This window comes from Janthinobacterium sp. TND4EL3 (genome assembly GCF_900156175.1).
In the GTDB taxonomy this organism is placed as follows: Bacteria; Pseudomonadota; Gammaproteobacteria; order Burkholderiales; family Burkholderiaceae_D; genus Janthinobacterium.
On sequence record NZ_FTMV01000002.1, the window covers coordinates 315,882 to 339,453 of the forward strand.

Consider the following 23,572-nt stretch of genomic DNA (forward strand, 5'->3'; position numbering starts at 1 on the left):
ATGGCAGCTTTGGACAACAACAGTATCGTCGCCGTCATCGGCAGCGGCGCCATGGGCGCCGGCATCGCGCAGGTGGCGGCAGCGGCCGGTTACAGCGTCAAACTGTACGACACGCGCGCGGAAGCGGTGAGCAAGGCGCTGGCGGACATTGGCAAGATGTATGCGAAGCTGGCCGAAAAGGGCCGCATGACGTTGGACGAAGCCGCTGACGCCACGGCGCGCCTGCAGGCGGCCGGCAGCCTGGCTGATGTGAGCGATGCTGCCCTGGTGGTGGAAGCCATCGTGGAAAACCTCGACGTCAAGCGCGGCCTGTTCGCCGAACTCGAAGCGCTGGTGGCCGACGACTGCATCCTGGCGACGAATACCTCGTCGATCTCCGTCACGGCGATTGCCGCCAAGCTGCGTCGGCCGGAACGCCTGGTCGGCATGCACTTCTTTAATCCCGTACCCCTGATGGCGTTGGTGGAAGTGATCAGTGGCCTGGCCACCAGTGACCAAGTTGCCGCCACCGTCTATGACACCTCGATCGCCTGGGGCAAGAACCCCGTGCATGCGAAATCGACGCCCGGCTTCATCGTCAACCGCGTCGCCCGTCCTTTCTATGCGGAAGGCTGGCGCCTGTTGAACGAGCAGGCGGGCGACCCGGCCACCATCGATGCCGTGCTGCGCGAAGCGGGCGGTTTCCGCATGGGCCCATTCGAGCTGATGGACCTGATCGGCCACGACGTGAATTTCTCCGTCACGCAATCCGTATTCGGCGCCTACTTCAACGACCCGCGCTTCACGCCTTCCGTGCTGCAGCAGGAAATGGTCAACGCCGGATTCCTGGGCCGCAAATCGGGCCGTGGTTTTTACCTGTACGGTGCAGATGCGCCTACCCTTGTCGCGCAGGCGGAAGGCCCGCAAGCGACCCCGGAATTCGTCGCCCTGTCGGCGGCCGTCGGCGGCGATGGGCGTGGCCACAGCGGCATCATCCGCAGCCTGGTGCAGCGGCTGGAACAGGCTGGCGTCACCGTCAGCCGCCGCGTGACGCAGGAAGGACAGGCCCATGACGAAGCGCCGGCCCTGCATTGCAACGGCGCCGCGATTTATCTCACCGATGGCCGCAGCGCCACCCAGCGCGCGCACGATAACCAGCATCCGGATACGGTGCTGTTCGACCTGGCGCTGGACTACGCCAGTGCCAGCCGCATCGCCGTGGCACGTGCCGACCAGTGCAGCGACGCCGCTTACGCCGCCGTCGTGGGCCTGTTCCAGGCGGCCGGCTTTACCGTCACGCGTCTGGACGACGTGCCTGGCCTGGCCGTCATGCGTACCGTCGCCATGCTGGCCAACGAGGCGGCCGATGCCGTCCACCAGGGCGTGTGCACGGCGGATGCCGTTGATATCGCCATGCAAAAAGGCGTCAATTATCCGCGCGGGCCGCTGGCCTGGGCCGATGCCGTCGGCGTACAACACATCGTTGCCGTGCTGAACCACCTGGCGCAAGGCTATGGCGAAGACCGCTACCGGGTCTCGCCGCTGCTGCGCCGCAAACTCGCCAATGGAGCACCGTTTCATGCATAAGGAAGACCATATCCACGCTGCCCAGGCTTTGGCAGAAGCGGCGGCCGCTTCCATGCTGTCGCGCGATAACGCCACTGCGGCCATGGGCATCGCCCTGGCCGACGTGGGTCCTGGCCATGCGCGCATGACGATGACGGTGCGCGCCGACATGCTGAACGGCCACCAGACTTGCCATGGCGGTTTCATCTTTGCCCTGGCCGACAGCGCCTTCGCCTTTGCCTGCAACAGCTACAACATGAACACGGTCGGCGCCGGCTGCACCATCGACTATCTGGCGCCCGGCCGTGAAGGCGACGTGTTGACGGCGCACGCCGTCGAGCAGGCGCTGGCCGGCAAGAGCGGCGTCTATGACGTCAAGGTCAGCAACCAGGAAGGGCGCGCCATTGCGCTCTTCCGCGGCAAGTCGATCCGCGTGGCGGGTGAAGTCATACAAGAGCAGGCTTGAACTGCCGGAACTGTTTTAGATTTTTTTTAAGATTAAAAACGCCTCGACAAAACCGTCGCGAGCGGAAGTGAGTTGTGGCCGAGAAGCGCAACTGTGCTGTGGCACAGTGAGCATCGCAGGCCGCAAATCACGACGCGCAGCAGGTTTGGTCAGGTGTTACTAGAGGAGACAATGATGGTCCAACGCACCCCTTCCCCGAATGACCTCGAGCCGATCGAGCGCGCCAGCAAGGATGAACTGCAGGCGCTGCAGCTCGAACGCATGAAATGGACGCTCAAGCACGCGTATGACAACGTGCCCCATTACCGGGCAGCTTTTGACGCAGCGGGCGTGCATCCGGACGACCTGAAGTCGCTGTCCGACCTGGCGAAATTTCCGTTCACCGATAAAAAAGTCTTGCGCGACAATTACCCTTTCGGCCTGTTTGCCGTGCCGCGCGAGCAAGTGGTGCGCATCCACGCGTCCAGCGGCACGACGGGCAAGGCCACGGTGGTCGGCTACACGCAGAACGACATCGATACCTGGGCCAACGTCGTGGCGCGCTCGATCCGCGCCGCAGGCGGGCGTTCGGGCGACATGGTGCACATTTCGTATGGCTACGGCCTGTTCACGGGCGGCCTGGGCGCGCATTATGGTGCCGAGCGCCTGGGCTGCACCGTCATTCCCATGTCCGGCGGACAGACGGAAAAGCAGGTGCAACTGATCCAGGATTTCAAGCCGTCCATCATCATGGTCACGCCCTCGTACATGCTTAACATCGTCGAGGAATTCACGCGCCAGGGACTGGACCCGGCCGAATCGTCGCTGAAGGTCGGCATCTTTGGCGCCGAGCCCTGGACGGACGCCATGCGTTCGGAAATCGAGACGCGCGCCGGCATCGATGCCGTCGACATCTACGGCCTGTCCGAAGTGATGGGGCCTGGCGTGGCTTCCGAATGCATCGAGAGCAAGGATGGTCCTGTCATCTGGGAAGACCATTTTTACCCGGAGATCATCGATCCGGAAACGGGCGAGGTGCTGCCCGACGGCGAAGAGGGCGAACTGGTCTTCACTTCACTGTCAAAGGAGGCGCTGCCTGTCATCCGCTACCGCACGCGCGACCTGACACGCTTGCTGCCACCCACCTCGCGCTCCATGCGGCGCATTGGCAAGATCACGGGACGTTCCGATGACATGCTGATCATCCGCGGCGTGAACGTCTTCCCCACGCAGATCGAAGAGCTGATCCTCAAAATGCCGAAGCTGGCGCCGCAGTACCAGCTGGTGGTTACGCGCGACGGCCACCTCGACAAGCTCGAAGTCATCGCCGAGCTGCGCATCGACCTGACCTCCACCATCTCGGCCAGCGAAACGGATGCGCTGGCGCGTGAACTGGAACACCGCATCAAGACGCACGTGGGCGTGAGCACGCGCGTGCGCCTGGTGGCCGCTGCCGGCATCGAACGCACCCTGACGGGCAAAGCACGCCGCGTGGTCGACCAGCGCCCGAAGATTTTCTCCTGATAGCCAGAACAAGGAAGCAAACATGAACGAAGCCTTTATCTGTGACGCCGTGCGCACCCCCTTCGGACGCTATGGCGGGGCGCTCTCCAGCGTGCGCGCCGACGACCTGGGCGCGCTGCCGATCGCCGCGCTGATCGCCCGCAACCCTTCCGTCGACTGGTCCGCCATCGACGACGTGTTCTACGGCTGCGCCAACCAGGCGGGCGAGGACAACCGCAACGTGGGCCGCATGGCCGCGCTGCTGGCCGGCCTGCCTGCCGCCGTGCCGGGCAATACCATCAACCGCCTGTGCGGCTCCAGCCTGGATGCCGTCGGCATGGCGGCCCGCTCCATCAAGGCGGGCGAGGCGGAGCTGATCATCGCCGGTGGCGTGGAAAGCATGACGCGCGCACCTTTCGTGATGGGCAAGGCCGACAGCGCGTTTTCGCGCGCGGCAAAAATCGAAGACACGACCCTGGGCTGGCGTTTTGTGAACGGCAAGATGAAGGCGCAGTACGGCATCGATACCATGCCGGAAACGGCGGAAAACGTGGCTGTGGAATTTGGCATCAGCCGCGCCGACCAGGACGCGCTGGCCTTGCGCAGCCAGCAGCGCTGGGCCGCCGCCAACGCGGCCGGCGTGTTTGATCGCGAAATCGTGCCCGTCGCCGTGCCGCAAAAAAAGGGCGAGCCGAAGATGGTGACGATGGATGAACATCCGCGTCCGGACACCTCGCTGGAAATGCTGGCGAAACTGAAAGGCGTGGTGAAAGCGGATGGCACGGTCACGGCCGGCAACGCCTCGGGCTTGAACGACGGCGCCTGCGCGATCTTGCTGGCGTCCGCCGCCGCCGTGGATAAATACAAACTGACGCCGCGCGCAAAGGTGCTGGGCATGGCCACGGCCGGTCTGGCGCCGCGCATCATGGGCTTCGGTCCCTCGCCGGCGTCGCGCAAGGTGCTGGCGCAGACAGGACTCACCATCGAACAGATGGACGTGATCGAACTCAATGAAGCGTTTGCCGCGCAGGCGCTGGCCGTCACGCGCGACCTGGGCCTGGCCGACGATGCGTCCCACGTGAACCCGAATGGCGGGGCGATTGCCATCGGCCATCCGCTGGGCGCATCGGGCGCGCGCCTGGTGATGGCCGCGCTGAACCAGCTGGAACGCACGGGCGGGCGCTATGCGCTGTGCACCATGTGCATCGGCGTGGGGCAGGGTATTGCTGTCGTCATTGAACGCGTATAAAAAGTAAAACAACAAAAAAGGCGCAGGCTTGCAAAAAAGCGCCAACCATAATTGACCGTAGTGCCAACCTGGTGGAGACCACAATGATTGCCAATATCTTCAAGAAAACCCTGATCGCCGGCGTGCTGGCCATGACTGCCGCGGGCGCGTATGCGGCCGACAACATCAAGATCGGCTCCGTGCTGTCCGTCACGGGACCTGCCGCCTTCCTGGGCGACCCGGAACTGAAGACCCTGCAGCTGTATATCGAGAAAATCAATGCGGCCGGCGGCGTCCTGGGACGCAAGCTGGAACTGGTGCACTACGACGACGGCAGCGACGCGGCCAAGGCCAACGGTTTTACCAAGCGCCTGATCGAGTCGGACAAGGTTGATGTGCTGATCGGCGGCACCACCACGGGCGCGACGATGGCGATGGCGCCGCTGGTGGACCGCGCCAGCATGCCGTTCATCTCGCTGGCGGGCGCCGTGGTCATCATCGATCCGGTCAAGAAATGGGTCTTCAAGACGCCGCATACGGACCGCATGGCGGCCGAGAAGGTGTTCGAGGACATGAAGAAGCGCGGCATCAGCAAGGTGGGTCTGCTGTCGGAAACGAGCGGCTTCGGCGCCTCGGGCCGTAAGGAGTCGCAGATCGTCGCTTCCAAATATGGCATCACCCTGGTGGCCGATGAAACCTACGGCCCGAAAGACACGGACATCACTGCGCAGCTCACGCGGATCAAGAATACGGCCGGTGTGCAGGCCGTCTTCGTGTTCGGCCTGGGCCAGGGCCCGGCCGTCGTGACCAAGAACTACGGCCAGCTGGGCATGGCCGCGCTGCCGCTGTACCAGTCGCATGGCGTGGCGTCGGACGAATACCTGAAGCTGTCGGGCAAGGCTGCCGAAGGCGTGCGCCTGCCGACACCTGCCCTCTTGATCGGCGCCATGCTGCCCGACAGCGACGCGCAAAAGGCCGTCGTCGTCGGCTACGACAAGACGTATAAGGACCGCTACAAGATCGATCCTTCGACCTTTGGCGGCTATGCGCTCGACGCCCTGAACCTGTCGGTGGACGCCATCAAGCGCGCCGGCGGCACGGACCGCGAAAAAGTGCGCACGGCACTGGAACAGACCAAGGGTTTTGTCGGCACCACTGGTGTCTTCAACATGTCGGCCAAGGATCACATGGGCCTGGATCTGTCGGCGTTCCGCATGGTGGAAGTGAAGAACGGCGAATGGCAATTGTCGAAGTGATGTAAGCCAGAGTACCTGCGCGAGGCCACCCTCGAAGGCGGCCCGCGCATCGCCGAACATAATGGAGACACCATGGAAGTCGCTCAATTTCTACAATTTCTGTATTCCGGGATGACGGTCGGTTCCGCCTACGCGCTGGCGGCGCTGGGCTTTACCATCATCTACAACACCAGCGGCGTGATCAATTTCGCGCAAGGCGAATTCATCATGCTGGGCGGGATGCTGGCCGCCGTGATGTCGGCCGCCGGCGTGCCGCTGCCGCTGGCCATCATCCTGGCCGTCATCGCCACCGGCATCGTTGGCCTGCTGATGGAAAAGACCGTGATTGAACCGGCGCAAAACGCGCAGGTCATCACCCTGTTGATCATCACCATCGGTGCTTCACTGGTGCTGCGCGGCCTCGTGCAAATTTGGCTGGGCAAGGATACGCACTCGCTGCCGGCCTTCTCGGGTGACGCGCCGATCGAATTTTTTGGCGCCAGCCTGCTGCCGCAAAGCCTGTGGGTGCTGGGCGTGACCGTCGTCATCGTGCTGGTGCTGGGCTGGTTCTTCGGCCGCACGCTGATGGGCAAGGCCATGCTGGCCACCTCGCACAACAAGCTGGCCGCGCAACTGGTGGGCATCAATACGCGCAAGGTGCTGCTGTTCTCGTTCGGCCTGTCGGCCCTGCTGGGCGCGGCGGGCGGCATTCTCGTCGCGCCGATTACGTACACGTCCTATGACGCGGGCATCATGCTGGGCCTGAAAGGCTTCGTCGCCGCCGTATTGGGTGGCCTGGGCGGCGGCGCGGGCGCGATTGCCGGAGGCCTGATCCTTGGCATCGCCGAAGCCATGACGGCCGGCTACATCTCGTCGGCCTACAAGGACGCCGTGCCGTTCGTGCTGATTTTATTGATCCTGTTCTTCTTGCCGCAAGGCTTGTTTGGCGCTAAAAATTCGGAGCGTGTATGAAGAATTTCCTTACCCGTTCGCGCCATGGCGGCTTGCTGGTGCTGGCCCTGGTGCTGGCCATGCTGCCCCTGTTCCTCAGCAATGCGTTTTACTATGACGTGGCGATCCGCATCGCGCTGAACGCCATCGTCGTCATCGGCCTGAACCTCTTGATGGGCTATACGGGCCAGATCAGCCTCGGTCACGCGGGCTTCTATGGCCTGGGCGCGTATGCGTCGGCCGTGCTGACCACGCACTATGGCTGGCCGCCGCTGGCCGCCCTGGCCGCCGGCGCCGTCGCCACGGGCCTGCTGGCGCTGCTGCTGGCCCGTCCTGTGCTGAAACTGAAAGGTCATACCCTGGCCATGGCGACCCTGGGCCTGGGCATCATCATTTCCATCGTCATCAACAACGAGACGCAATGGACGGGCGGGCCTGACGGCATTGGCGTCTCCGCCTTCAGTGTCGCCGGCCTGGAAATCGCCGGTGAAAAATCATGGTATCTGGTGAGCGCGGTACTGCTTTTGCTGGTGACATGGCTGGCCCTGAACCTGATCGATTCGCCTGTCGGCCGCGCGCTGCAGGCCATCCACGGTTCGGAAGTGGCGGCCCGCGTGGTCGGCGTCGATACAACGCGCTTCAAGGTGCGCGTGTTCGTGCTGTCGGCCGTCATTGCCAGCATCGCGGGCAGCATCAGCGCCCATTACATCGGTTTCATCACGCCCAACCTGGCCGGCTTCTTCCACTCGATCGAGCTGGTGACGATGGTGGTGGTGGGCGGCATGGCGTCGATCTTCGGTTCCATCATCGGCGCAGCGCTGTTGACGATCCTGCCGCAGTTGCTGTCCAGTTTTGAAGGCTGGGAAACGGTGGTGTTCGGCGTGATCCTGATGGCGACCATGATCTTCATGCCCAAGGGGCTCGTGCCGAGCCTGGCCAGCCGTTCGCGCAAGCGTTCTGCTACGCTGAAAGCACCGCCTCAATCTGCACAGGAGGCGTGAGATGCTGACGATCAAAAACCTGAGCAAGAGCTTCGGCGGCGTGCATGCGGTGCAGGATGTCAGTTTCACCGTCAAGGAAGGCAATATCCATTCCGTGATCGGGCCGAACGGCGCCGGCAAGACGACCCTGTTCAACCTGATCACCGGTGTCTACACGCCGACCAGAGGCGAGATCCTGCTCAATGGCGAGAACGTGGCCGCCATGTCGCCCGATGCGCTGGCGCGGCGCGGCATGAGCCGCACCTTCCAGAACCTGCAGGTGTGCATGAACATGACAGCCATCGACAATGTGATGGTGGGCGCGCACCTTCGCCTGAACCAGAACCTGTTCGCCTCCATGCTGCGTTTGCCTTCCGTGCGCCGCGCGGACGCGGCTTGCCGCGACGAGGCGGCGGGCCTGATGGAATTTGTCGGCGTGGGCCGGCATATTGATGACGAGGCCGGGCAGATGTCGTATGGCGCCTTGAAACGCCTGGAGATCGCCCGCGCGCTGGCTGCCAAGCCGAAGGTGCTGCTGCTCGATGAACCCGCCGCGGGCTTGAACCACACGGAGACGGGCGAGATCGAAGCCCTGATCCGCAAGGTGGCGCAATCGGGCGTGACGGTGGTCCTCGTCGAACATGACATGAAACTGGTGATGAATCTGTCGGACCATATCCTGGTGCTCGACTATGGCAAGAAGCTGGCCGAAGGGACCGCCGCCGAAGTGCGCGCGAATCCCGACGTGGTGGCGGCATACCTGGGAGTGGCGGCATGATGAAGATGGAAAAACCTCAAGCGCCGCTGGTGCTCGATATCGCCGGCCTGACCAGCCATTACGGCCGCATCCAGGCCCTGCACGGCATCGAACTGCAGGTGCGCCAGGGCCAACTGGTGGCGCTGGTGGGCGCGAACGGCGCCGGCAAGACGACCTTGCTGCGGGCGATTTCCGGCGTGCAGCCGATCAGCGCCGGCAGCATCGTCTTCGCCGGCCAGGACGTCAGCCGCATGAGCGCCGACAAGCGCGTGCGCGCCGGCATCTGCCAGGTACCGGAAGGGCGGCAAGTGTTCGGCCCCATGACGGTGGAAGACAATCTGCGTCTGGGCGCCTTCACACGCCCCGCGCAGGACGTGGCGGGCGACATGGAGCGCATGTACGGCCTGTTCCCGATCCTGAAGGAAAAGCGCCTGCTGCTGGCCGGCACGCTCTCCGGTGGACAGCAGCAGATGCTGGCCATGGCGCGCGCGCTGATGGGCCGCCCTCAACTGCTGTTGCTCGACGAACCGAGCATGGGCCTGGCGCCCCTCCTGATCGCGGAAATCTTCCGTATCGTCGCCGAACTGCGCGACCAGGGCATTACCATCTTCCTCGTCGAGCAGAACGCGCACGCGGCCCTGTCGATTGCCGACGTCGGCTATGTGATCGAGACGGGCGCCATCATATTGTCCGGTCCCGGTCCCGAATTGCTGCATAACGAGCAGGTACAAAGCGCCTATCTGGGCATGTAAGGAGTCTGTATGGTCAAAGTCTACGAAATCAACGGCGTCACCCCCGTCGTCCACCCCAGCGCCTATGTGCATCCGTCGGCCGTGCTGATCGGCGACGTGATCGTCGGTCCGCGCTGCTATATCGGTCCGCTCGCCTCGATCCGCGGCGACTTCGGCCGATTGATCCTGGAAGAGGGGGCGAACCTGCAGGACACGTGCGTCATGCATGGCTTCCCCGGCTGCGACACGGTGGTCGAAGTCGACGGCCATATCGGCCATGGCGCCGTGCTGCACGGCTGCCGCATCGGCCGCAACGCGCTCGTCGGCATGAACGCCGTGGTGATGGATAACGCCGTCATCGGCGAGGAATCCATCGTCGCCGCCATGAGTTTCGTCAAGGCGGGCATGGTCGTCGCGCCGCGCAGCATGGTCGTGGGCACGCCCGCCAAGATCATCCGCGCGCTGACCGACGATGAAATCAAATGGAAAAGCTCGGGCACGGGCCAGTACCACGAACTGGCCGTGCGCTCGATGCAGACGATGCGCGAGGTGGAAGCCCTGACGCAAGTCGAGGCGAACCGCCAGCGCCTCAATTTCGAATCGGCCTTGCCGCTGCATTTGCACAAGAACGCCGCCGCGCAATAAACCATATGAGCGTAGGTCGGATCAGCGGGGCTGCGCCTCGCGTCATCCGACACCACCAACGTCACCAACACCCTCGTTTTACGGAGAAACCACATGGCTCACATATCCACCCTGCAAAGCCTGATCGCCGGCCGCTGGCTGGGCGAAAGCGCCGCCGTGCCCCTGCACAGCGCCTTGAACAACCGCGTCATCTATCATACGCACGCGGAAAAGATCGACTTCGACGAAGCCGTCACATATGCGCGCAAGACGGGCGTGCCTGGCCTGATGGCGCTGGATTTCCAGCAGCGCGCCGCGCGCCTGAAGGCGCTGGCCCTGTACCTGGTCGAGCGCAAGGAAGAACTGTATGCGATCTCGCACCTGTCGGGCGCCACGCGCGCCGACAGCTGGGTCGATATCGAAGGCGGCACGGGCACCCTGTTCGCCTACGCCAGCATGGGTAGCAACGAGCTGCCGTCGTCGAACGTCCTGCACGAAGGACCGGCCATCGCGCTGGGCAAGAAGGGCGGTTTCGCCGGCACGCATATCCTGGTGCCGCGCGGCGGCCTGGCCGTGCACATCAACGCCTTCAACTTTCCTATATGGGGCTTGCTGGAAAAATTCGCGCCCAGTTTCCTGGCGGCCATGCCCTGCATCGCCAAGCCGGCCACGGCGACGAGCTATCTGACGCAGGCCGTCGTGCGCATGATGCATGAATCGGGCTTGCTGCCGGCCGGCAGTCTGCAGCTGGTGATCGGTTCCACGGGCGACTTGCTGGACCGCCTGAATGGCCAGGATTTCGTTACCTTCACGGGGTCCGCCGCCACGGCCGCCAAGCTGCGCACGAACCCGAATCTGATCGCCCAGTCCGTGCCGTTCAACGGCGAAGCCGATTCGCTCAATTGCGCCATCCTGGCGCCGGACGTCACGCCCGACGACGTGGAATTCGACCTGTTCGTCAAGGAAGTCGTGCGCGAAATGACGGGCAAGTCGGGCCAGAAGTGCACGGCCATCCGCCGCATTATCGTGCCCGAGCACCTGATGGACGCCGTCGGCACGCGCCTGCGCGAGCGCCTGGCCAAGGTGGTGGTGGGCGATCCGTCCATCGACGGCGTGCGCATGGGTGCGCTGGCCTCGAAAGAGCAGCAGAATGACGTGGCCGAGCGTGTCGCCACGCTGTCGCAGGGGAACGAAGTGGTGTTCGGCGCGGCCGACGGATTCAATCCGCTCGGCGAGGGCGCTTCGGATGGCAGCTTCTTCTCGCCGACCTTGCTGATGTGCCGCGACGCCTTCGGCAACGATGCCGTGCATGACGTGGAAGCGTTCGGCCCCGTCAGCACCATGATGGGCTACAAGGACATCGACGAAGCGCTGGCCCTGGCCGCGCGCGGCAAGGGCAGCCTGGTGAGCACCCTGGTGACGCGCGATCCGAAGATCGCCGCGCGCGTGGTGCCGCAAGTGGCGGCCACGCATGGCCGCGTACATGTGCTTGAGCGCGTCGCTTCCGTCGATTCGACGGGCCACGGCTCGCCCCTGCCGCAGCTGAAGCATGGCGGCCCTGGCCGCGCGGGCGGCGGCGAGGAACTGGGCGGCGTGCGCGCCGTGCGCCACTACTTGCAACGGGCGGCCGTGCAAGGCTCGCCGACCATGCTGGCGGCCATCACCGGCGAATACGTGCGCGGCGCGGACGTCAACGAAAGCCCGATCCACCCGTTCCGCAAGCACTTCGAGGACTTGAAGACGGGCGACTCGCTGCTCACGCACCGCCGCACGGTCAGCGAGGCCGACATCGTCGCCTTCGGCGGCATCTCGGGCGATTTCTTCTACATGCACTTCGACGAAATCGCCGCGAAGGAATCGCAATTCGGCAAGCGCATCGCCCACGGCTACTTCGTACTGTCGGCCGCCGCCGGCCTGTTCGTCTCGCCCGGCGTCGGTCCCGTGCTGGCCAACTATGGCCTGGACAACCTGCGCTTCGTCGCCCCCGTCGCCATCGGCGACACCATCCGCGCGCGCCTGACGTGCAAGCGCAAGGTCGACCGCAACCGCAAGGATGTGTTTGGCGTAGGCCAGGGCGTGGTCGCATGGGACGTGCAGGTGACCAACCAGAACGAGGAACTGGTGGCCAGTTATGACATCCTGACCCTGGTGTCGAAGCGCGAATAAGCTTTCCCGGCAAGAATGTCTACATCGGCGCCGCCCGCGATTTTTTGCGTGGGCGGCGCTTTTTTTATCCGGATTCTTTTCCTCTTGAATTATCCATAAGTGTATGAAAAATATAGGCTAAGTGTGGTTTTGCATGGCGTGCTATTTAGATAAACCCCTCTAGAACGCGCGTTTTTTTCATGAAAAGGGGTGAATTCTCTCGTTGCCTCAAGAAAACTTTCCAACGTAAAACCTTTTCTCTGTAGCATGGTTTTACTCACTGGTCACACGCCATGACGCCCAAGGCGATGGCGGCGCGAAAAAAACGGACCCGGCCTTTTACGGCCGGTGAGCCATCGACTGCGAGTCCCATTCCACGATTAATGTTCACCGCTACGGGTATTTAATTACTATGAATAAACACGTCCTGATTTTCCTGCTGGCCATGCCCCTGGCCGTCAGCCATGCCTACGCCGAAGAGACCGCTGGCCCCGCCGTCAAGATCAGCGGTTACGGAACGGCCGCCCTGACCATGGCCGATACCGACAGCGCGCAGTTCGCGCGCCCGAACCAGGCTGCCGGCGCGGGCCGCACCGCCCGCACGGGCGTCGATTCCAACCTGGGCTTGCAGGCCAATGTCACCGTCACCCCGTGGCTGTCGGCTACCGTGCAGGGCCTGGCGCGCAAGGATGGCGAGGATGATGTCGGCGCCGAACTGGCCTGGGCCTTCGCCAAGGCCAAGGTGTCGGACAGCTTCAGCGTGCGCGTCGGCCGTATGGGTCTGCCTGTCTTCATGATTTCCGATTACCGCAACGTCGGCTATGCCAACACCATGCTGCGCCCACCAGGCGAAATGTATTCGCAGGTGCCGCTGAACAGCATCGACGGCATCGACGGCACCTACCAGTTCAGCGCGGGCGATACCAGCATCACCACGCAGCTGGCGCTGGGTCGTACCAAGGCCACCCTGGCTACGGGGCCCGCTTCGACCGTGCAGGTGGAAGGCAAGTCTATCGTCGCCCTCAACGTGGTGGCCGAACATGGCCCCGTCACCGTGCGCCTCGGCCGTGCCGAGACCAGGCTGACGATCAACGATTCGCCGAGCCTGAACACGCTGATGGGCGGCTTGCGCGCGGCCGGCAGCGGCTACCGGATCGCCCAGTTGGGCGTCCTGGCCGATGCGCTGGAAGTCAAGAACAAGAAGGCGTCGTTCACTTCCGTGGGCCTGGGGCTGGACTGGAACAACGTGCTGCTGCAGTCCGAATATGCGAAGCGCAAGACGGACAGCTATGTCAGCGACAGCACCTCGTGGTACGTGATGGGCGGCTACCGCATCGGCGCCTTCCTGCCCTACTACAGCCACGCCAGCCTGAAGGCCGATGGCCGCGTGAACAACACCGTGCCCGCATCCTGCCCTGCCGGCTATCCGGCCGCCTGCACACCGACCCTGCGCGCCCTGTCGGCCGGCGTCGAGACCCTGGCCACCATGCGCAACCAGCTCGAGCAATCGACGGACAGCATAGGCGTGCGCTGGGACTTCCACCGTTCGGCTGCCCTGAAGGTGCAGATCGACCGCATCAAGCCGAAGAATGGACCGGGTCTGTTCGTGCAAGCCACGCCGGGCTTCCATGGTCCCGTCACGGTGGCTGCCGCCGCCATCGATTTCGTTTTCTGAGGAGCGCCGCATGAAACCCTACATTATTGCGGCTGCCTTGCTGGCGCTGTCGACCTGTGTTCCCGCCATTGCCGAAGTGGTCGTGGTGGTCAATCCAAAAAGCGCTGCGGGCGCGATGACGAATGAACAGGTGGCGCAATTCTTCCTCGGTAAATCGACGGCCATGACGCCGATCGACCAGCCGGAAAGTGCCCCCGTGCGCGCCGAGTTCTACAAGAAGGTGACGGACAAGGAACCGTCGCAAGCGAAGGCCCTGTGGTCCAAGCTGGTTTTCACGGGCAAGGCCACCTTGCCGAAGGAAGTGGCCAATAGCGCCGACGTGAAGAAGGCCGTGGCGGCCGATCCGAAAGCCATCGGCTATATCGAAAAGAGTGCCGTCGACGGCACCGTCAAAGTGGTGCTGACGGCGCCATAAAGCCGATTCGGGCTGCGCGCCATGCGGCGGCCCGATAATTCATCAACATCAGGAGACAGCAATGAGCATCAAACGCAAGATATGGGCGCTGCCTGTCGTCTCGGCCGTGATTTTCGGGCTGGGGCTGGCCGTCAGCGCCTATCTGTCGACGGCCGCGCTCAATTCCATCCACGCCACCGAAAGCGCCGACTATCCCGTGCTTGACATGGCCAAGTCGCTGACCCTGGACGTGGCCGCCGTCGGCGACGCCCTCCGCGATGCCGTCAGCGAAGGCGACAAGGAACGCATCGGACAAGTCGGCGGCCAGGCCACCAAGCTGCGCGCCAGGCTGGGCGACTTTGCGGCGATCCCCGGGCAGCGCGAACAGGGTCAGCGGCTGGCCAGGGAATTCGATGCCTACTATGCGCCGGCCCTGAGCGCGGCGCGCATCATGCTGGAAATGGAAGAGGGCGACCCGCAAGCGACCGTGGCGCGCATGCAGGGGGCGCTGGCGGTACTCAATGCCGACCTGGCAAAGACCAATGAACAGGCGCAAGCGCAGTTCAAGCAGGGCATAGAACGCAGCGCGGCCAATGTGCGCAATGCGCTCAATACCAGCATCGCCGTGGCGCTGGCCGTCATCGTCTGCCTGGTGGCCGTGTCGCACTTCGTCGTGCGCGCCATCTGGCAGCAGCTGGGCGGCGAACCCGAATATGCGCGCCAGATCGCGCGCGCCGTGGCCGATGGCGATCTCTCGATGCACATCGAGACCGAAGCAGGCGACCAGGCAAGCCTGCTGGCGGCGCTGAAGGACATGCGCGCCAAGCTTGGCGGCATGGTCTCCGATATCAAGTCGTCGGCCGAAACCATCCAGGTTGCCAGTGCCGAAATCGCCCAGGGCAATGCGGACCTGGCCGCGCGCACGGAATCGCAGGCGGGAAGCCTGGATCAGACGGCGCGCAGCATGGACAGCCTCACAAGTACCGTGCGCGACAACGCCGCCAACGCGGGCCAGGCGCATGAACTGGTGGTGTCGGCCTCCTCCGTTGCCGTGAAGGGCGGGCAGGTGGTCAGCCAGGTGGTGACCACCATGGGAGAGATCAACGATGCATCGAAACGCATCGTCGACATTATCGGTGTCATCGACGGTATCGCCTTCCAGACGAACATTCTGGCCTTGAATGCAGCCGTGGAAGCGGCACGCGCCGGTGAACAAGGGCGTGGCTTTGCCGTGGTGGCATCTGAAGTGCGCAACCTGGCGCAGCGCAGTGCGGCAGCGGCGCGCGAGATCAAACAATTGATCGGCGATTCGGTAGCCAAGGTGAATATCGGTTCGAAGCTGGTTGACGAAGCGGGTCTGACCATGGGCCAGATCGTCGATTCCGTGAAAAAAGTGGCCGACATCATGGCCGAGATCAGCGCCGCCAGCCAGGCACAAAGCGCCGGCATCGGCGACATCGGCGTGGCTATCGGCAGCATGGATCAAATGACGCAGCAAAATTCCGCGCTGGTGGAAGAAGCGTCGGCGGCGGCCGAATCGTTGCAGGAACAGGCCGTGCAACTGGGTACGGCGCTGGCCGTGTTCAAGCTGGCGCAGGGCGGTTTGTCCAGCATGCCCGTGCCACGGCGGTTGGCGTTGGCGAAGACGTAGGTTGGATTAGCGCAGCGTAATCCAACACAGGAGCACCGGCTTACGCGCGCAAGCCGAACGGATCGTCGATGCTGTGCGCCGGCTGCGTGAACCAGCGCGGACCGTTTTCCGTCATGTAAAAATGGTCTTCGTGGCGGATGCCGAATTCGCCGGGGATGCAGATCATCGGCTCGTTCGAGAAGCACATGCCGACGTCGAGCGGCGTCGTGTCGTTGCCCACCAGGTAAGGCCATTCGTGGATATCGAGGCCGATGCCGTGGCCCGTGCGGTGCGGCAGGCCGGGCAGCTTGTAGCCGGGGCCAAAGCCGTCCGCTTCCAGCGAGACGCGGGCTGCGCGGTCCACGTCGCCGCACGGTACGCCCAGTTGGGCGGCGGCGAATGCGGCTGCCTGGGCCGCCTTTTCGCTGTTCCACACGCTGCGCTGGCGCGCGCTGATGGCACCAAACACATAGGTGCGCGTGATGTCGGAGATGTAGTTCATCACCTGGCAACCCGTGTCGATCAGCACCGTGTCGCCCGCCTTCAGGGTCTGCACGTAATTCACGCCGTGCGGATAGGCGGTCGCCTCGCCGAACAGCACGATGCAGAAGTACGAGCGGGGCGCGCCTACCTTGCGGTGCGCGCGCTGGATGAATTCTTCCACTTCCACCGTCGTGATGCCTTCGTACAGCATGCTGGCCGTGGCCACGTGCACGGCCAGGGTCATGTCCATCACGCGCTGCATCAGGGCGATTTCTGCCTCGGACTTGCGGCTGCGGCAGTACGCCGTGACGGCGCGCGCGTTTTCCAGCGCGTAGCCGGGCGCCAGCGGTTTGATGCCATCGTAGATGAAGAAGGCGGCGCTTTCGCAGATGCCCACGCGCGGCGGCGCAGCCGCATCCTGGGCTATCCCCATGCGCGCCAGCACGTCGACGAACAGCTGGTACGGGCTTTCATGCTCTTCCCAACAATTGACCTTGCCTGCGATGAGCATGAAACCCGTCAGGGTGCTTTCCTCGAAGGCGGGCGCAATGTACTCGATGTCGCCGCTGGCCGGCAGGATGGCGCCCACCATGCGTTCGCTGGCATACCATTTGGTGCCCGTGAAATAGGTGAGGTTGGCGCCCGCGTTCAGGTAGATGGCGGCGAGGCCCTGTGCGCGCATGAAGTCCTGCGCCTTGGCGATGCGTTGCGCATGTTCGTCCTTGCCGATGGCGACCATGCCGTCCGTCATGTCCGACAGCGATGCCAATGCCTGTTCGATGGAAGTGCCACCTATGCCTATGCTCATGCCTGCTCCTTTGCTCGAATGCTGAATGGGGAATGCGGGCATGATATCAGTTCGCGCCTTTCGGGTTGAGCCCGGGCGCTGCCTTTTCTGGATTGTCGAAAATCGTCGCGCAATGAAAAACGCCCCGCTGCATCGCTGCAGCGGGGCGCTTGAGCGCACAAGCGCGGTTTATTTTTCCAGCTGCGTACGCACGCGGGCGATCGCTTCGCGTACCTGGCGTGGCGCGGTGCCGCCCACGTGGTCGCGCGCGGCAACGGAGCCTTCCAGCGTCAGCACCTCGAATACGTCTTCGCCGGTCAGCGGCGAGAAGGCGCGCAGCTGCTCCAGCGACAGGTCGGCCAGGTCGCAACCGGCGTCGACGCAGGCGCGTACGGCCAGGGCCACCGCTTCATGGGCGTCGCGGAATGGCAAGCCTTTCTTGACCAGATAGTCGGCCAGGTCGGTCGCCGTGGCGTAGCCTTGCAGGGCCGCTGCGCGCATCGCTTCCGGTTTCACCGTGATGCCGCCGGCCATGTCGGCGAAGATGCGCAAGGTGTCGATGACGGTGTCGACCGTGTCGAACAGCGGTTCCTTGTCTTCCTGGTTGTCCTTGTTGTAGGCCAGCGGCTGGCCTTTCATCAGGGTCAAGAGGCCAATCAGGTGGCCATACACGCGGCCCGTCTTGCCACGCGCCAGTTCCGGCACGTCGGGGTTCTTCTTTTGCGGCATGATCGACGAGCCGGTGCAGAAGCGGTCGGCGATGTCGATGAAGCCGATGCGCGGGCTCATCCAGATTACCAGTTCTTCGGCCATGCGCGACACGTGCATCATCAGCACGGCGGAGGCGGCGCAAAATTCGATGGCGAAATCGCGGTCCGAGACGGCGTCGAGCGAGTTGTGGCACACGTCGTCAAAGCCCAGCGTTTTTGCCACGCGCAGGCGGTCGATGGGGAAGGTGGTGCCGGCCAGGGCGGCGGCGCCCAGCGGCAGGCGGTTGACGCGCTTGCGGCAGTCGGCCATGCGCTCGGCGTCGCGGCCGAACATTTCGACATACGCCAGCATGTGGTGGCCGAAGGTGATCGGCTGGGCCACCTGCATGTGGGTGAAGCCCGGCATGATGGTGTCGGCATGCTGCTCGGCCAGGTCCGTCAGCGCGCTGCGCAACGTCGCCAGCAGGGCGCTAATGTCGTCGATGGCGGAACGCACGTACAGGCGGATGTCGGTGGCCACCTGGTCGTTGCGCGAACGGCCCGTGTGCAGGCGCTTGCCCGCATCGCCTACCAGTTCGGTCAGGCGCTTTTCGATATTCAGGTGGACATCTTCCAGGTCCAGCAGCCATTCGAACTGGCCGGCGGCGATTTCCTGCGAGATTTGCGCCATGCCGCGCTGGATTTCCGCGTAGTCGGCCGGGCTGATGATGGCTTGCGCATGCAGCATTTCCGCATGGGCCAGCGAACCTTCAATGTCGAACAGCGCCAGGCGCTTGTCAAAAAATACAGAAGCTGTGTAGCGCTTGACGAGGTCCGAGACCGGTTCGGAAAACCGGGCCGACCAGGCTTCGCCCTTTTTGGAGAATTGATCAGTCATGAAAGAAGTCCTTTAGTGTAAGGCGATTATAAACAAGGTTGGCCTGCGGTAGGGCTTTTAGGGGCTTGCACGGCGCTGAAATGGCCAGGAATGGGGCTGGCAAGCCTCAAATGCCCCGCCGATGGCCTGTCGCGCGTTTCATCCGGGCTTTTTGTATTCTGTCCCGCGAATCGTGCGTTTGGTCGCAATCCGATGGCAGTTCAGGGGGGATCGGCCTACAGTTCAATCATCGCAGCACACAACCAGCCACTCAAAGGACACCATCATGAACATCGCTAAAAACATGGAAGCCATCTTCGTTGCCATCATCGCCGTCGCCGCCGCCACCAGCCTGGCCACCGCCGCCGTGCCGAAGTTCCGCGCCGCGCCCGCCCCCATCGTCGCCAGCGCCGATCAAGCCACCATGCACACCGTGTACGTCAGCGCCAAGCGCTTGAGCGCCGAAGAGAAAGCCGCCCTGTAAGCGCGGCAATGGCATTGCCGGCAGTACAAGAAGCATCGGCAGCAAACAGCAACACCGCATCACGGACAGGCAGAACGGGCGGCGCCCCCGGTTCTATCCAGCCCTGGTGACAGCCGCAGCAAAAAGGCCGATGATCGTGTTTTTCAACGATAGCAGGGCCAGCGCGATGTCACATTTGATGATCAGCACCGACAAGGCGGAACTCGACGTTCCAGCCATTCACCATTTTCTCAGCACGCAATCGACATGGGCCATTGGCATCCCGCTGGCTACCGTACAGCGCGCGATCGACCATTCGCTCTGCTTTGGCGGCACGCTGGACGGCCGTCAGGTGGCGTTCGCCCGCGTGGTCACCGACTACGCCACGTTTGCCTATCTGGTCGACGTGTATGTGCTGGAAGAATACCGCGGCCGCGGCTACAGCCAGCGCCTGATGGAGGCCGTGATGGCGCATCCCGGCTTGCAGGGCTTGCGCCGTTTCATGCTGGCCACCAGCACGGCGCATGATTTGTATGCGCGCTACGGCTTTACGGCGCCGCTCAGGCCGGAGACGCTGATGGAGCGGTATGTGCCGGGCATCTACCAGCGTTGATTGTTTGAGCCGCCTGGCTGGCGCTCACTGCCAGTGCATCAGGCAGGGCGGAATCAAGAGCAGCAGCGCGAGCACCAGGTAGATCAACTGCAGCGGGATCATCCACTTGGCCCAGGTAATCCACGGCACGCGCGCCAGCGCCAGCACGCCGACGGTGATGCCGGAGGTGGGGATCATCGGCGTGGTGAATTCACCGAACTGGAAGGCCAGGATGGCCGTCTGGCGCGTCACGCCCACCAGGTCGGCCAGCGGCGCCATGATGGGCATGGTCAGCGCCGCCTGGCCGCTGCCCGAATGGATGAAGAAGTTGATCACCGACTGCATGAAGAACATTTTTTGCGCGGCGAAGACGGGGCTTGACGACGCCACCAGGGGCGTCAATGCATGCAGTATGGTGTCGATGATCTGCGCATCGCGCGCCAGGATCATGGTGCCGCGCGCCAGCGCGATGACCAGCGCCACGCTGACCATGTCGCGCGCGCCCTGCACGAAGGACGCGACCAGGCTGTCCATGTCGAGCCGGCCGACCAGGCCGACGATGATGGCCATCACCAGGAACAGGGCGGCGATTTCATCGATGAACCAATCATACTTGACGACGCCGACGACCATCGTCAGCAAGGTCGCCATGAAGATCCACAGCACGGCGCGGTGCGTGCGCGTCATGCCGGCAAAGCTGTCCAGGTCCATCGAATGTTCGCTGCGCTTTTCGATGTCGAGCAGGTAGGTCGGGCTTTTTTCCGGATGGCGCTTGATGCGCGCCGCGTACCACATCAAGAACACGATGCTGACCGCCGTGGCGATGGCCCACACGATCAGGCGGTAGCCGATGCCGGAAAAGATCGGCACCCCGGCGATGCCCTGCGCGATGCCGACGTTGAACGGATTTAAAAAGGCGGCGGAAAAGCCCACCTGCGAGCCGATGAAGGGAATCGACACGCCCGTGATGGTGTCATAGCCCAGGGCCAGTGCCAGCGGCACGAAGATCAGGATGAAGGGAATGGCTTCTTCGTTCATGCCGAAGGTGGCGCCGCCCAGCGAAAACATGGTGAAAAAGACGGGGATGATGGCGGCGCGCACGAAGCGCGAACTGGTATGGGCCTTGGCGATGGCCTTGATCAGCGAATCGAAGGCTTCCGTCTTTTGCAGCACGGCGAAGGCGCCGCCGACGATCAGCACGAAGCCGATGATCAGGCTGGCGTCGACGAAGCCCTTGATGGGCGCCATCATCAGTGCGGCCAGCCCCTGCGGCTTGTTGGCTACGTAATGAAACGTGCCGGGGATGATCAACTGCTTGCCGTTGACCAGCTGGGTGTCGAATTTCCCGCCCGGCACCAGCCAGGTCGCCAGGGCGATCATGGCCAGGATGGCGCACAGCAGGACGAAGGTATTGGGGAGCTTGAATGTTCTCATGGCGCTTTTTTGTGACATTTATTGGCTCAACAGGCTGCCGCCGCGGAAGGCGATGCTGCCTGCGACCTTGCCGACGTTCATGCCGCGCAGGACGTGGCGGTGGGCGCTGCGCGCAAAAAAGACACCGGCGACGGTGCAGCGCAAGGTCGTCGTCTCGCCGCTGACGGGGTCGATCAGGTCGGCCACCGCGTCGCCTGCGGCCAGCACGTCGCCCATTTCCCGCAGGTAGACCAGCACGCCGTGATGCGGCGCGAGAATCGGTTCCACGCCCGCCAGCGGCGTTGGCGTACATTGCGGCGCGGGCAGGTCGTCGCCGGCGCCGGCGATCTCCAGCACGCCCTCGATGGCGAGAAAGCGCAGCAGGGCGGCGGCGTCGCGTTCGGCCAGGGCGTAGCTCACCTCCACTTCGCCGCGCAGTTCGACGGTGGTCGACAGGCAGGCGGCGGGAATCGGATAGCGGCCGCCGAAGTGGTTGTCGAGGTCCCACCACAGGCGGCTGCAGGCTTCGTCGAATGGCTCTTCGCCGGCGGCCAGCTCCAGCAGCACGGCGCGCGCGCCCAGCAGGGCGGACAGGGGCGCGATCTGCGCCGCCAGCGGCGTGCCCGTATAGATATGCAGGGCCGCCTCGTTGTCGCAATGCAGGTCGAGCACGATGTCGGCGTCGATGGCCATGCCCAGCAGGGTTTTTTTCAGCATTTCTGCATCCGTGCCCGGCCGCCAGGCGGCGACGGCGGCGCGCGCATGCGCGCGTATCAGCGCCACGTTGGCCTTGGCATCCTGTCCCAGCTGACCATCGAGCGTGGTTTTCAATTCGTCGGCCACGTGGCGGTAGGCGCGGTTGAAGTTGATGCCGGTGGTCAGGTCGAAGCGGCCGAACGGCGCGCCATGGATGGCTTGCGCCAGGCCGATCGGGTTGGCGGCCGGCACCAGGATGATTTCGCCGTGCACCTTGCCGGCCGCTTCCAGCGCCAGCAGTTCGCGGCGCAAAAATTGCGACACCAGCATGCCCGGCACCTCGTCCGCGTGCAGCGCCGCCTGGATGTACACCTTCTTGCCGCTGCGGCTGGTGGCGGCCGCAGTGCCGAAGTGAAAGCTGCTCAATTGGGAGGAGACGCTGGCCTGGGGCGTGGAGATCGGATGCTGTTGTACGTGCATGATGGGTGCCCCGGAAAGGTGCATGGTTGATGGGTTTCGGTCAATTATGTCGCATTGTTTTCACGAAGTAAATCAATGAAAATGCATTTACAAAAAGTTGTTGAGTTTTCTTTTTGATATGCGTAAAGTAAGTTCAAGCGCTGATTTTTTGCGCCGACACACACCGATCCGCCGCACATGACCAGCACAGGCCGCTACTGACATGAAATCATCCGCCAGTCCTGCCCGCAGCAGTACCCGCACGCCGCGCACGCCGCGCACGCCGCGCACGCCGCGCACGCCGCAGGTTATCGCGCTGTCGTCGCCCGATGCGGCGTTTGCGCAATCGCCGCTGGGGCAGGCACTGATGCATGTGCTGGCAACCGGGTCGACTTCGCAGCGCCAGATCGCGGACTACCTGCTGCGCAACCAGATGCGCGTTATCGCGCTCGGTATCGAGGAACTGGCCGACAGCTGCCGCGTCTCGACAGCCACCATCAGCCGCTTCGCGCGCGACATAGGTCAGAAGAATTATTCGGCCATGCGCGGCGCCATGGCGGAAACCCTGCAGGCATTGCTGCAGCCGGTCGACAAACTGCGCCATACGATAGAACGACGCGCGCGCGCCACATCGCCCGTCACGGAAAGCCTCGAATATGCCGCGGCGAATATCGCCGCCACTTCTGGCGCGCTGGCGCTGCCGGACATGCATGCCGTGGTGCGCCATCTGACGCTCGCCCAGGTAGTGTATGTGATGGGCTTTGGCCTGTCAGCCAACCTGGCCGGCATGCTGGTACAGCACTTGCAGCCGTTTTGCCCGCATGTCGTCGAAGTGGTGGGCATCGGCGGCTCGGAAGTGGCGGCGGGACACCTGGTCAACCTGACGGCGAGCGACGTGCTGGTGGTGATTTCCTTCCCCCGCTATACGCTCGACTGTATTGGCCTGGCCAGCTTCGCGCGCGACCGCGGCGCCCGCATCGTCGCGCTCACCGACTCTCCCGCCTCGCCCCTGGCCGAACTGGCCGATCATGCGCTGTACGCGCAAAGCACGCATCCGGTCCTGCCCAGCAGCGCCAGCGCGGCACTGGCCATGATTGAGGCGCTGGCTGTGGCGCTGATGGTGTCGAACAAGGACAACGTTGAAAAAGCCGCCCGCCTGAGCGAGGTGATTGCCGCCTACCTGTATGGCGGCGAGCATGGTGTGCAGGGTGCGCGAAAAACAGCAGTCAAGCAGCGCAAGGCAGTACATAAAAAGCAGTCATTATAAGAA

The 23,572-nt window shown here is 63.6% G+C and carries 21 protein-coding genes; 17 read left to right on the forward strand and 4 right to left on the reverse strand.

Translation table 11 applies throughout. The annotated features are described in order from the left end of the window. The 14 genes from paaH (at position 1) to BXA07_RS05190 (ending at position 15,864) form a co-directional block, all read left to right on the forward strand. Entirely contained in the window at positions 1 to 1,566 is a 1,566-nt protein-coding gene (gene paaH / locus BXA07_RS05125; protein ID WP_076566220.1) for a 3-hydroxyacyl-CoA dehydrogenase PaaH, read from the forward strand. Further along, the gene (paaI, locus tag BXA07_RS05130; RefSeq protein ID WP_076566221.1) at positions 1,559 to 2,011 is read left to right on the forward strand and encodes a hydroxyphenylacetyl-CoA thioesterase PaaI; all 453 of its coding nucleotides are present in this window, start codon (positions 1,559 to 1,561) and stop codon (positions 2,009 to 2,011) included. Before paaH ends, paaI begins: the two co-directional genes overlap by 8 nt. 174 nt (positions 2,012 to 2,185) lie before the next feature. Continuing rightward, positions 2,186 to 3,514, forward strand: coding sequence for a phenylacetate--CoA ligase PaaK (paaK, locus tag BXA07_RS05135; RefSeq protein WP_076566223.1), 1,329 nt, complete (start codon positions 2,186 to 2,188; stop codon positions 3,512 to 3,514). 22 nt (positions 3,515 to 3,536) lie between these two features. Continuing rightward, entirely contained in the window at positions 3,537 to 4,742 is a 1,206-nt protein-coding gene (gene pcaF / locus BXA07_RS05140; protein ID WP_076566224.1) for a 3-oxoadipyl-CoA thiolase, read from the forward strand. A gap of 83 nt (positions 4,743 to 4,825) precedes the next feature. Next, entirely contained in the window at positions 4,826 to 5,977 is a 1,152-nt protein-coding gene (locus tag BXA07_RS05145) for an ABC transporter substrate-binding protein (protein ID WP_070311614.1), read from the forward strand. A gap of 72 nt (positions 5,978 to 6,049) precedes the next feature. After that, positions 6,050 to 6,928: a branched-chain amino acid ABC transporter permease gene (locus BXA07_RS05150; protein ID WP_076566226.1), complete on the forward strand. Its 879-nt coding sequence runs from the start codon at positions 6,050 to 6,052 to the stop codon at positions 6,926 to 6,928. Beyond that, a complete protein-coding gene (locus BXA07_RS05155; RefSeq protein WP_076566228.1) occupies positions 6,925 to 7,908 on the forward strand; it encodes a branched-chain amino acid ABC transporter permease in 984 nt (327 codons plus the stop codon). The genes BXA07_RS05150 and BXA07_RS05155 overlap by 4 nt, the downstream gene beginning before the upstream one ends. 1 nt (position 7,909) lies before the next feature. Beyond that, the gene (locus BXA07_RS05160; protein ID WP_076566229.1) at positions 7,910 to 8,665 is read left to right on the forward strand and encodes an ABC transporter ATP-binding protein; all 756 of its coding nucleotides are present in this window, start codon (positions 7,910 to 7,912) and stop codon (positions 8,663 to 8,665) included. Beyond that, complete coding sequence (locus tag BXA07_RS05165) at positions 8,665 to 9,396, forward strand: ABC transporter ATP-binding protein (RefSeq protein ID WP_076566231.1); 732 nt, start codon at positions 8,665 to 8,667, stop codon at positions 9,394 to 9,396. The genes BXA07_RS05160 and BXA07_RS05165 overlap by 1 nt, the downstream gene beginning before the upstream one ends. 9 nt (positions 9,397 to 9,405) lie before the next feature. Further along, positions 9,406 to 10,020, forward strand: coding sequence for a phenylacetic acid degradation protein PaaY (paaY, locus tag BXA07_RS05170; RefSeq protein ID WP_076566233.1), 615 nt, complete (start codon positions 9,406 to 9,408; stop codon positions 10,018 to 10,020). Positions 10,021 to 10,113: 93 nt separating this feature from the next. Further along, positions 10,114 to 12,165 carry a phenylacetic acid degradation bifunctional protein PaaZ gene (gene paaZ / locus BXA07_RS05175; protein WP_076566235.1) on the forward strand — a complete coding sequence of 684 codons (2,052 nt, stop codon included), beginning with the start codon at positions 10,114 to 10,116 and terminating at the stop codon, positions 12,163 to 12,165. A gap of 391 nt (positions 12,166 to 12,556) precedes the next feature. Then, entirely contained in the window at positions 12,557 to 13,819 is a 1,263-nt protein-coding gene (locus BXA07_RS05180) for a hypothetical protein (protein WP_076566237.1), read from the forward strand. 10 nt (positions 13,820 to 13,829) lie between these two features. Further along, complete coding sequence (locus tag BXA07_RS05185) at positions 13,830 to 14,234, forward strand: type 2 periplasmic-binding domain-containing protein (protein WP_076566239.1); 405 nt, start codon at positions 13,830 to 13,832, stop codon at positions 14,232 to 14,234. Between the two features lie 61 nt (positions 14,235 to 14,295). Beyond that, positions 14,296 to 15,864: a methyl-accepting chemotaxis protein gene (locus BXA07_RS05190; protein WP_076566241.1), complete on the forward strand. Its 1,569-nt coding sequence runs from the start codon at positions 14,296 to 14,298 to the stop codon at positions 15,862 to 15,864. Positions 15,865 to 15,904: 40 nt separating this feature from the next. On the opposite strand, the gene BXA07_RS05195 is transcribed toward BXA07_RS05190, so the two are convergent. Both BXA07_RS05195 and argH read right to left on the reverse strand, forming a co-directional pair. After that, positions 15,905 to 17,134, reverse strand: coding sequence for a M24 family metallopeptidase (locus BXA07_RS05195; protein WP_076566243.1), 1,230 nt, complete (start codon positions 17,132 to 17,134; stop codon positions 15,905 to 15,907). Between the two features lie 168 nt (positions 17,135 to 17,302). Beyond that, entirely contained in the window at positions 17,303 to 18,700 is a 1,398-nt protein-coding gene (gene argH / locus BXA07_RS05200) for an argininosuccinate lyase (RefSeq protein WP_070288641.1), read from the reverse strand. Positions 18,701 to 18,965: 265 nt separating this feature from the next. Between argH and BXA07_RS05205 the strand changes: the two genes are divergently transcribed. Continuing rightward, positions 18,966 to 19,163, forward strand: a complete 198-nt coding sequence (locus BXA07_RS05205; protein WP_076566245.1) for a hypothetical protein — start codon at positions 18,966 to 18,968, stop codon at positions 19,161 to 19,163. Positions 19,164 to 19,329: 166 nt separating this feature from the next. Then, positions 19,330 to 19,755, forward strand: a complete 426-nt coding sequence (locus BXA07_RS05210) for a GNAT family N-acetyltransferase (protein WP_076566515.1) — start codon at positions 19,330 to 19,332, stop codon at positions 19,753 to 19,755. A gap of 24 nt (positions 19,756 to 19,779) precedes the next feature. Here the strand turns inward: BXA07_RS05210 and BXA07_RS05215 are convergent, their stop codons facing one another. Both BXA07_RS05215 and BXA07_RS05220 read right to left on the reverse strand, forming a co-directional pair. After that, positions 19,780 to 21,168 carry a YfcC family protein gene (locus BXA07_RS05215; RefSeq protein ID WP_162995779.1) on the reverse strand — a complete coding sequence of 463 codons (1,389 nt, stop codon included), beginning with the start codon at positions 21,166 to 21,168 and terminating at the stop codon, positions 19,780 to 19,782. Between the two features lie 18 nt (positions 21,169 to 21,186). Next, positions 21,187 to 22,323, reverse strand: a complete 1,137-nt coding sequence (locus BXA07_RS05220) for a succinylglutamate desuccinylase/aspartoacylase family protein (protein ID WP_076566247.1) — start codon at positions 22,321 to 22,323, stop codon at positions 21,187 to 21,189. 202 nt (positions 22,324 to 22,525) lie between these two features. Between BXA07_RS05220 and BXA07_RS05225 the strand changes: the two genes are divergently transcribed. Continuing rightward, positions 22,526 to 23,569 (forward strand): MurR/RpiR family transcriptional regulator, encoded by a 1,044-nt coding sequence (locus BXA07_RS05225; RefSeq protein WP_083708042.1) that lies wholly within the window; start codon positions 22,526 to 22,528, stop codon positions 23,567 to 23,569. Positions 23,570 to 23,572 lie beyond the last annotated feature (3 nt).

Excerpts from the sequence above, each read along its gene's own strand:
- paaH (WP_076566220.1), top strand. The coding sequence starts at position 1 with ATGGCAGCTTTGGACAACAACAGTATCGTCGCCGTCATCGGCAGCGGC.
- paaI (WP_076566221.1), top strand. The coding sequence starts at position 1,559 with ATGCATAAGGAAGACCATATCCACGCTGCCCAGGCTTTGGCAGAAGCG.
- paaK (WP_076566223.1), top strand. The coding sequence starts at position 2,186 with ATGGTCCAACGCACCCCTTCCCCGAATGACCTCGAGCCGATCGAGCGC.
- pcaF (WP_076566224.1), top strand. The coding sequence starts at position 3,537 with ATGAACGAAGCCTTTATCTGTGACGCCGTGCGCACCCCCTTCGGACGC.
- BXA07_RS05145 (WP_070311614.1), top strand. The coding sequence starts at position 4,826 with ATGATTGCCAATATCTTCAAGAAAACCCTGATCGCCGGCGTGCTGGCC.
- BXA07_RS05150 (WP_076566226.1), top strand. The coding sequence starts at position 6,050 with ATGGAAGTCGCTCAATTTCTACAATTTCTGTATTCCGGGATGACGGTC.
- BXA07_RS05155 (WP_076566228.1), top strand. The coding sequence starts at position 6,925 with ATGAAGAATTTCCTTACCCGTTCGCGCCATGGCGGCTTGCTGGTGCTG.
- BXA07_RS05160 (WP_076566229.1), top strand. The coding sequence starts at position 7,910 with ATGCTGACGATCAAAAACCTGAGCAAGAGCTTCGGCGGCGTGCATGCG.
- BXA07_RS05165 (WP_076566231.1), top strand. The coding sequence starts at position 8,665 with ATGAAGATGGAAAAACCTCAAGCGCCGCTGGTGCTCGATATCGCCGGC.
- paaY (WP_076566233.1), top strand. The coding sequence starts at position 9,406 with ATGGTCAAAGTCTACGAAATCAACGGCGTCACCCCCGTCGTCCACCCC.
- paaZ (WP_076566235.1), top strand. The coding sequence starts at position 10,114 with ATGGCTCACATATCCACCCTGCAAAGCCTGATCGCCGGCCGCTGGCTG.
- BXA07_RS05180 (WP_076566237.1), top strand. The coding sequence starts at position 12,557 with ATGAATAAACACGTCCTGATTTTCCTGCTGGCCATGCCCCTGGCCGTC.
- BXA07_RS05185 (WP_076566239.1), top strand. The coding sequence starts at position 13,830 with ATGAAACCCTACATTATTGCGGCTGCCTTGCTGGCGCTGTCGACCTGT.
- BXA07_RS05190 (WP_076566241.1), top strand. The coding sequence starts at position 14,296 with ATGAGCATCAAACGCAAGATATGGGCGCTGCCTGTCGTCTCGGCCGTG.
- BXA07_RS05195 (WP_076566243.1), bottom strand. The coding sequence starts at position 17,134 with ATGAGCATAGGCATAGGTGGCACTTCCATCGAACAGGCATTGGCATCG.
- argH (WP_070288641.1), bottom strand. The coding sequence starts at position 18,700 with ATGACTGATCAATTCTCCAAAAAGGGCGAAGCCTGGTCGGCCCGGTTT.
- BXA07_RS05205 (WP_076566245.1), top strand. The coding sequence starts at position 18,966 with ATGAACATCGCTAAAAACATGGAAGCCATCTTCGTTGCCATCATCGCC.
- BXA07_RS05210 (WP_076566515.1), top strand. The coding sequence starts at position 19,330 with ATGTCACATTTGATGATCAGCACCGACAAGGCGGAACTCGACGTTCCA.
- BXA07_RS05215 (WP_162995779.1), bottom strand. The coding sequence starts at position 21,168 with ATGAGAACATTCAAGCTCCCCAATACCTTCGTCCTGCTGTGCGCCATC.
- BXA07_RS05220 (WP_076566247.1), bottom strand. The coding sequence starts at position 22,323 with ATGCACGTACAACAGCATCCGATCTCCACGCCCCAGGCCAGCGTCTCC.
- BXA07_RS05225 (WP_083708042.1), top strand. The coding sequence starts at position 22,526 with ATGAAATCATCCGCCAGTCCTGCCCGCAGCAGTACCCGCACGCCGCGC.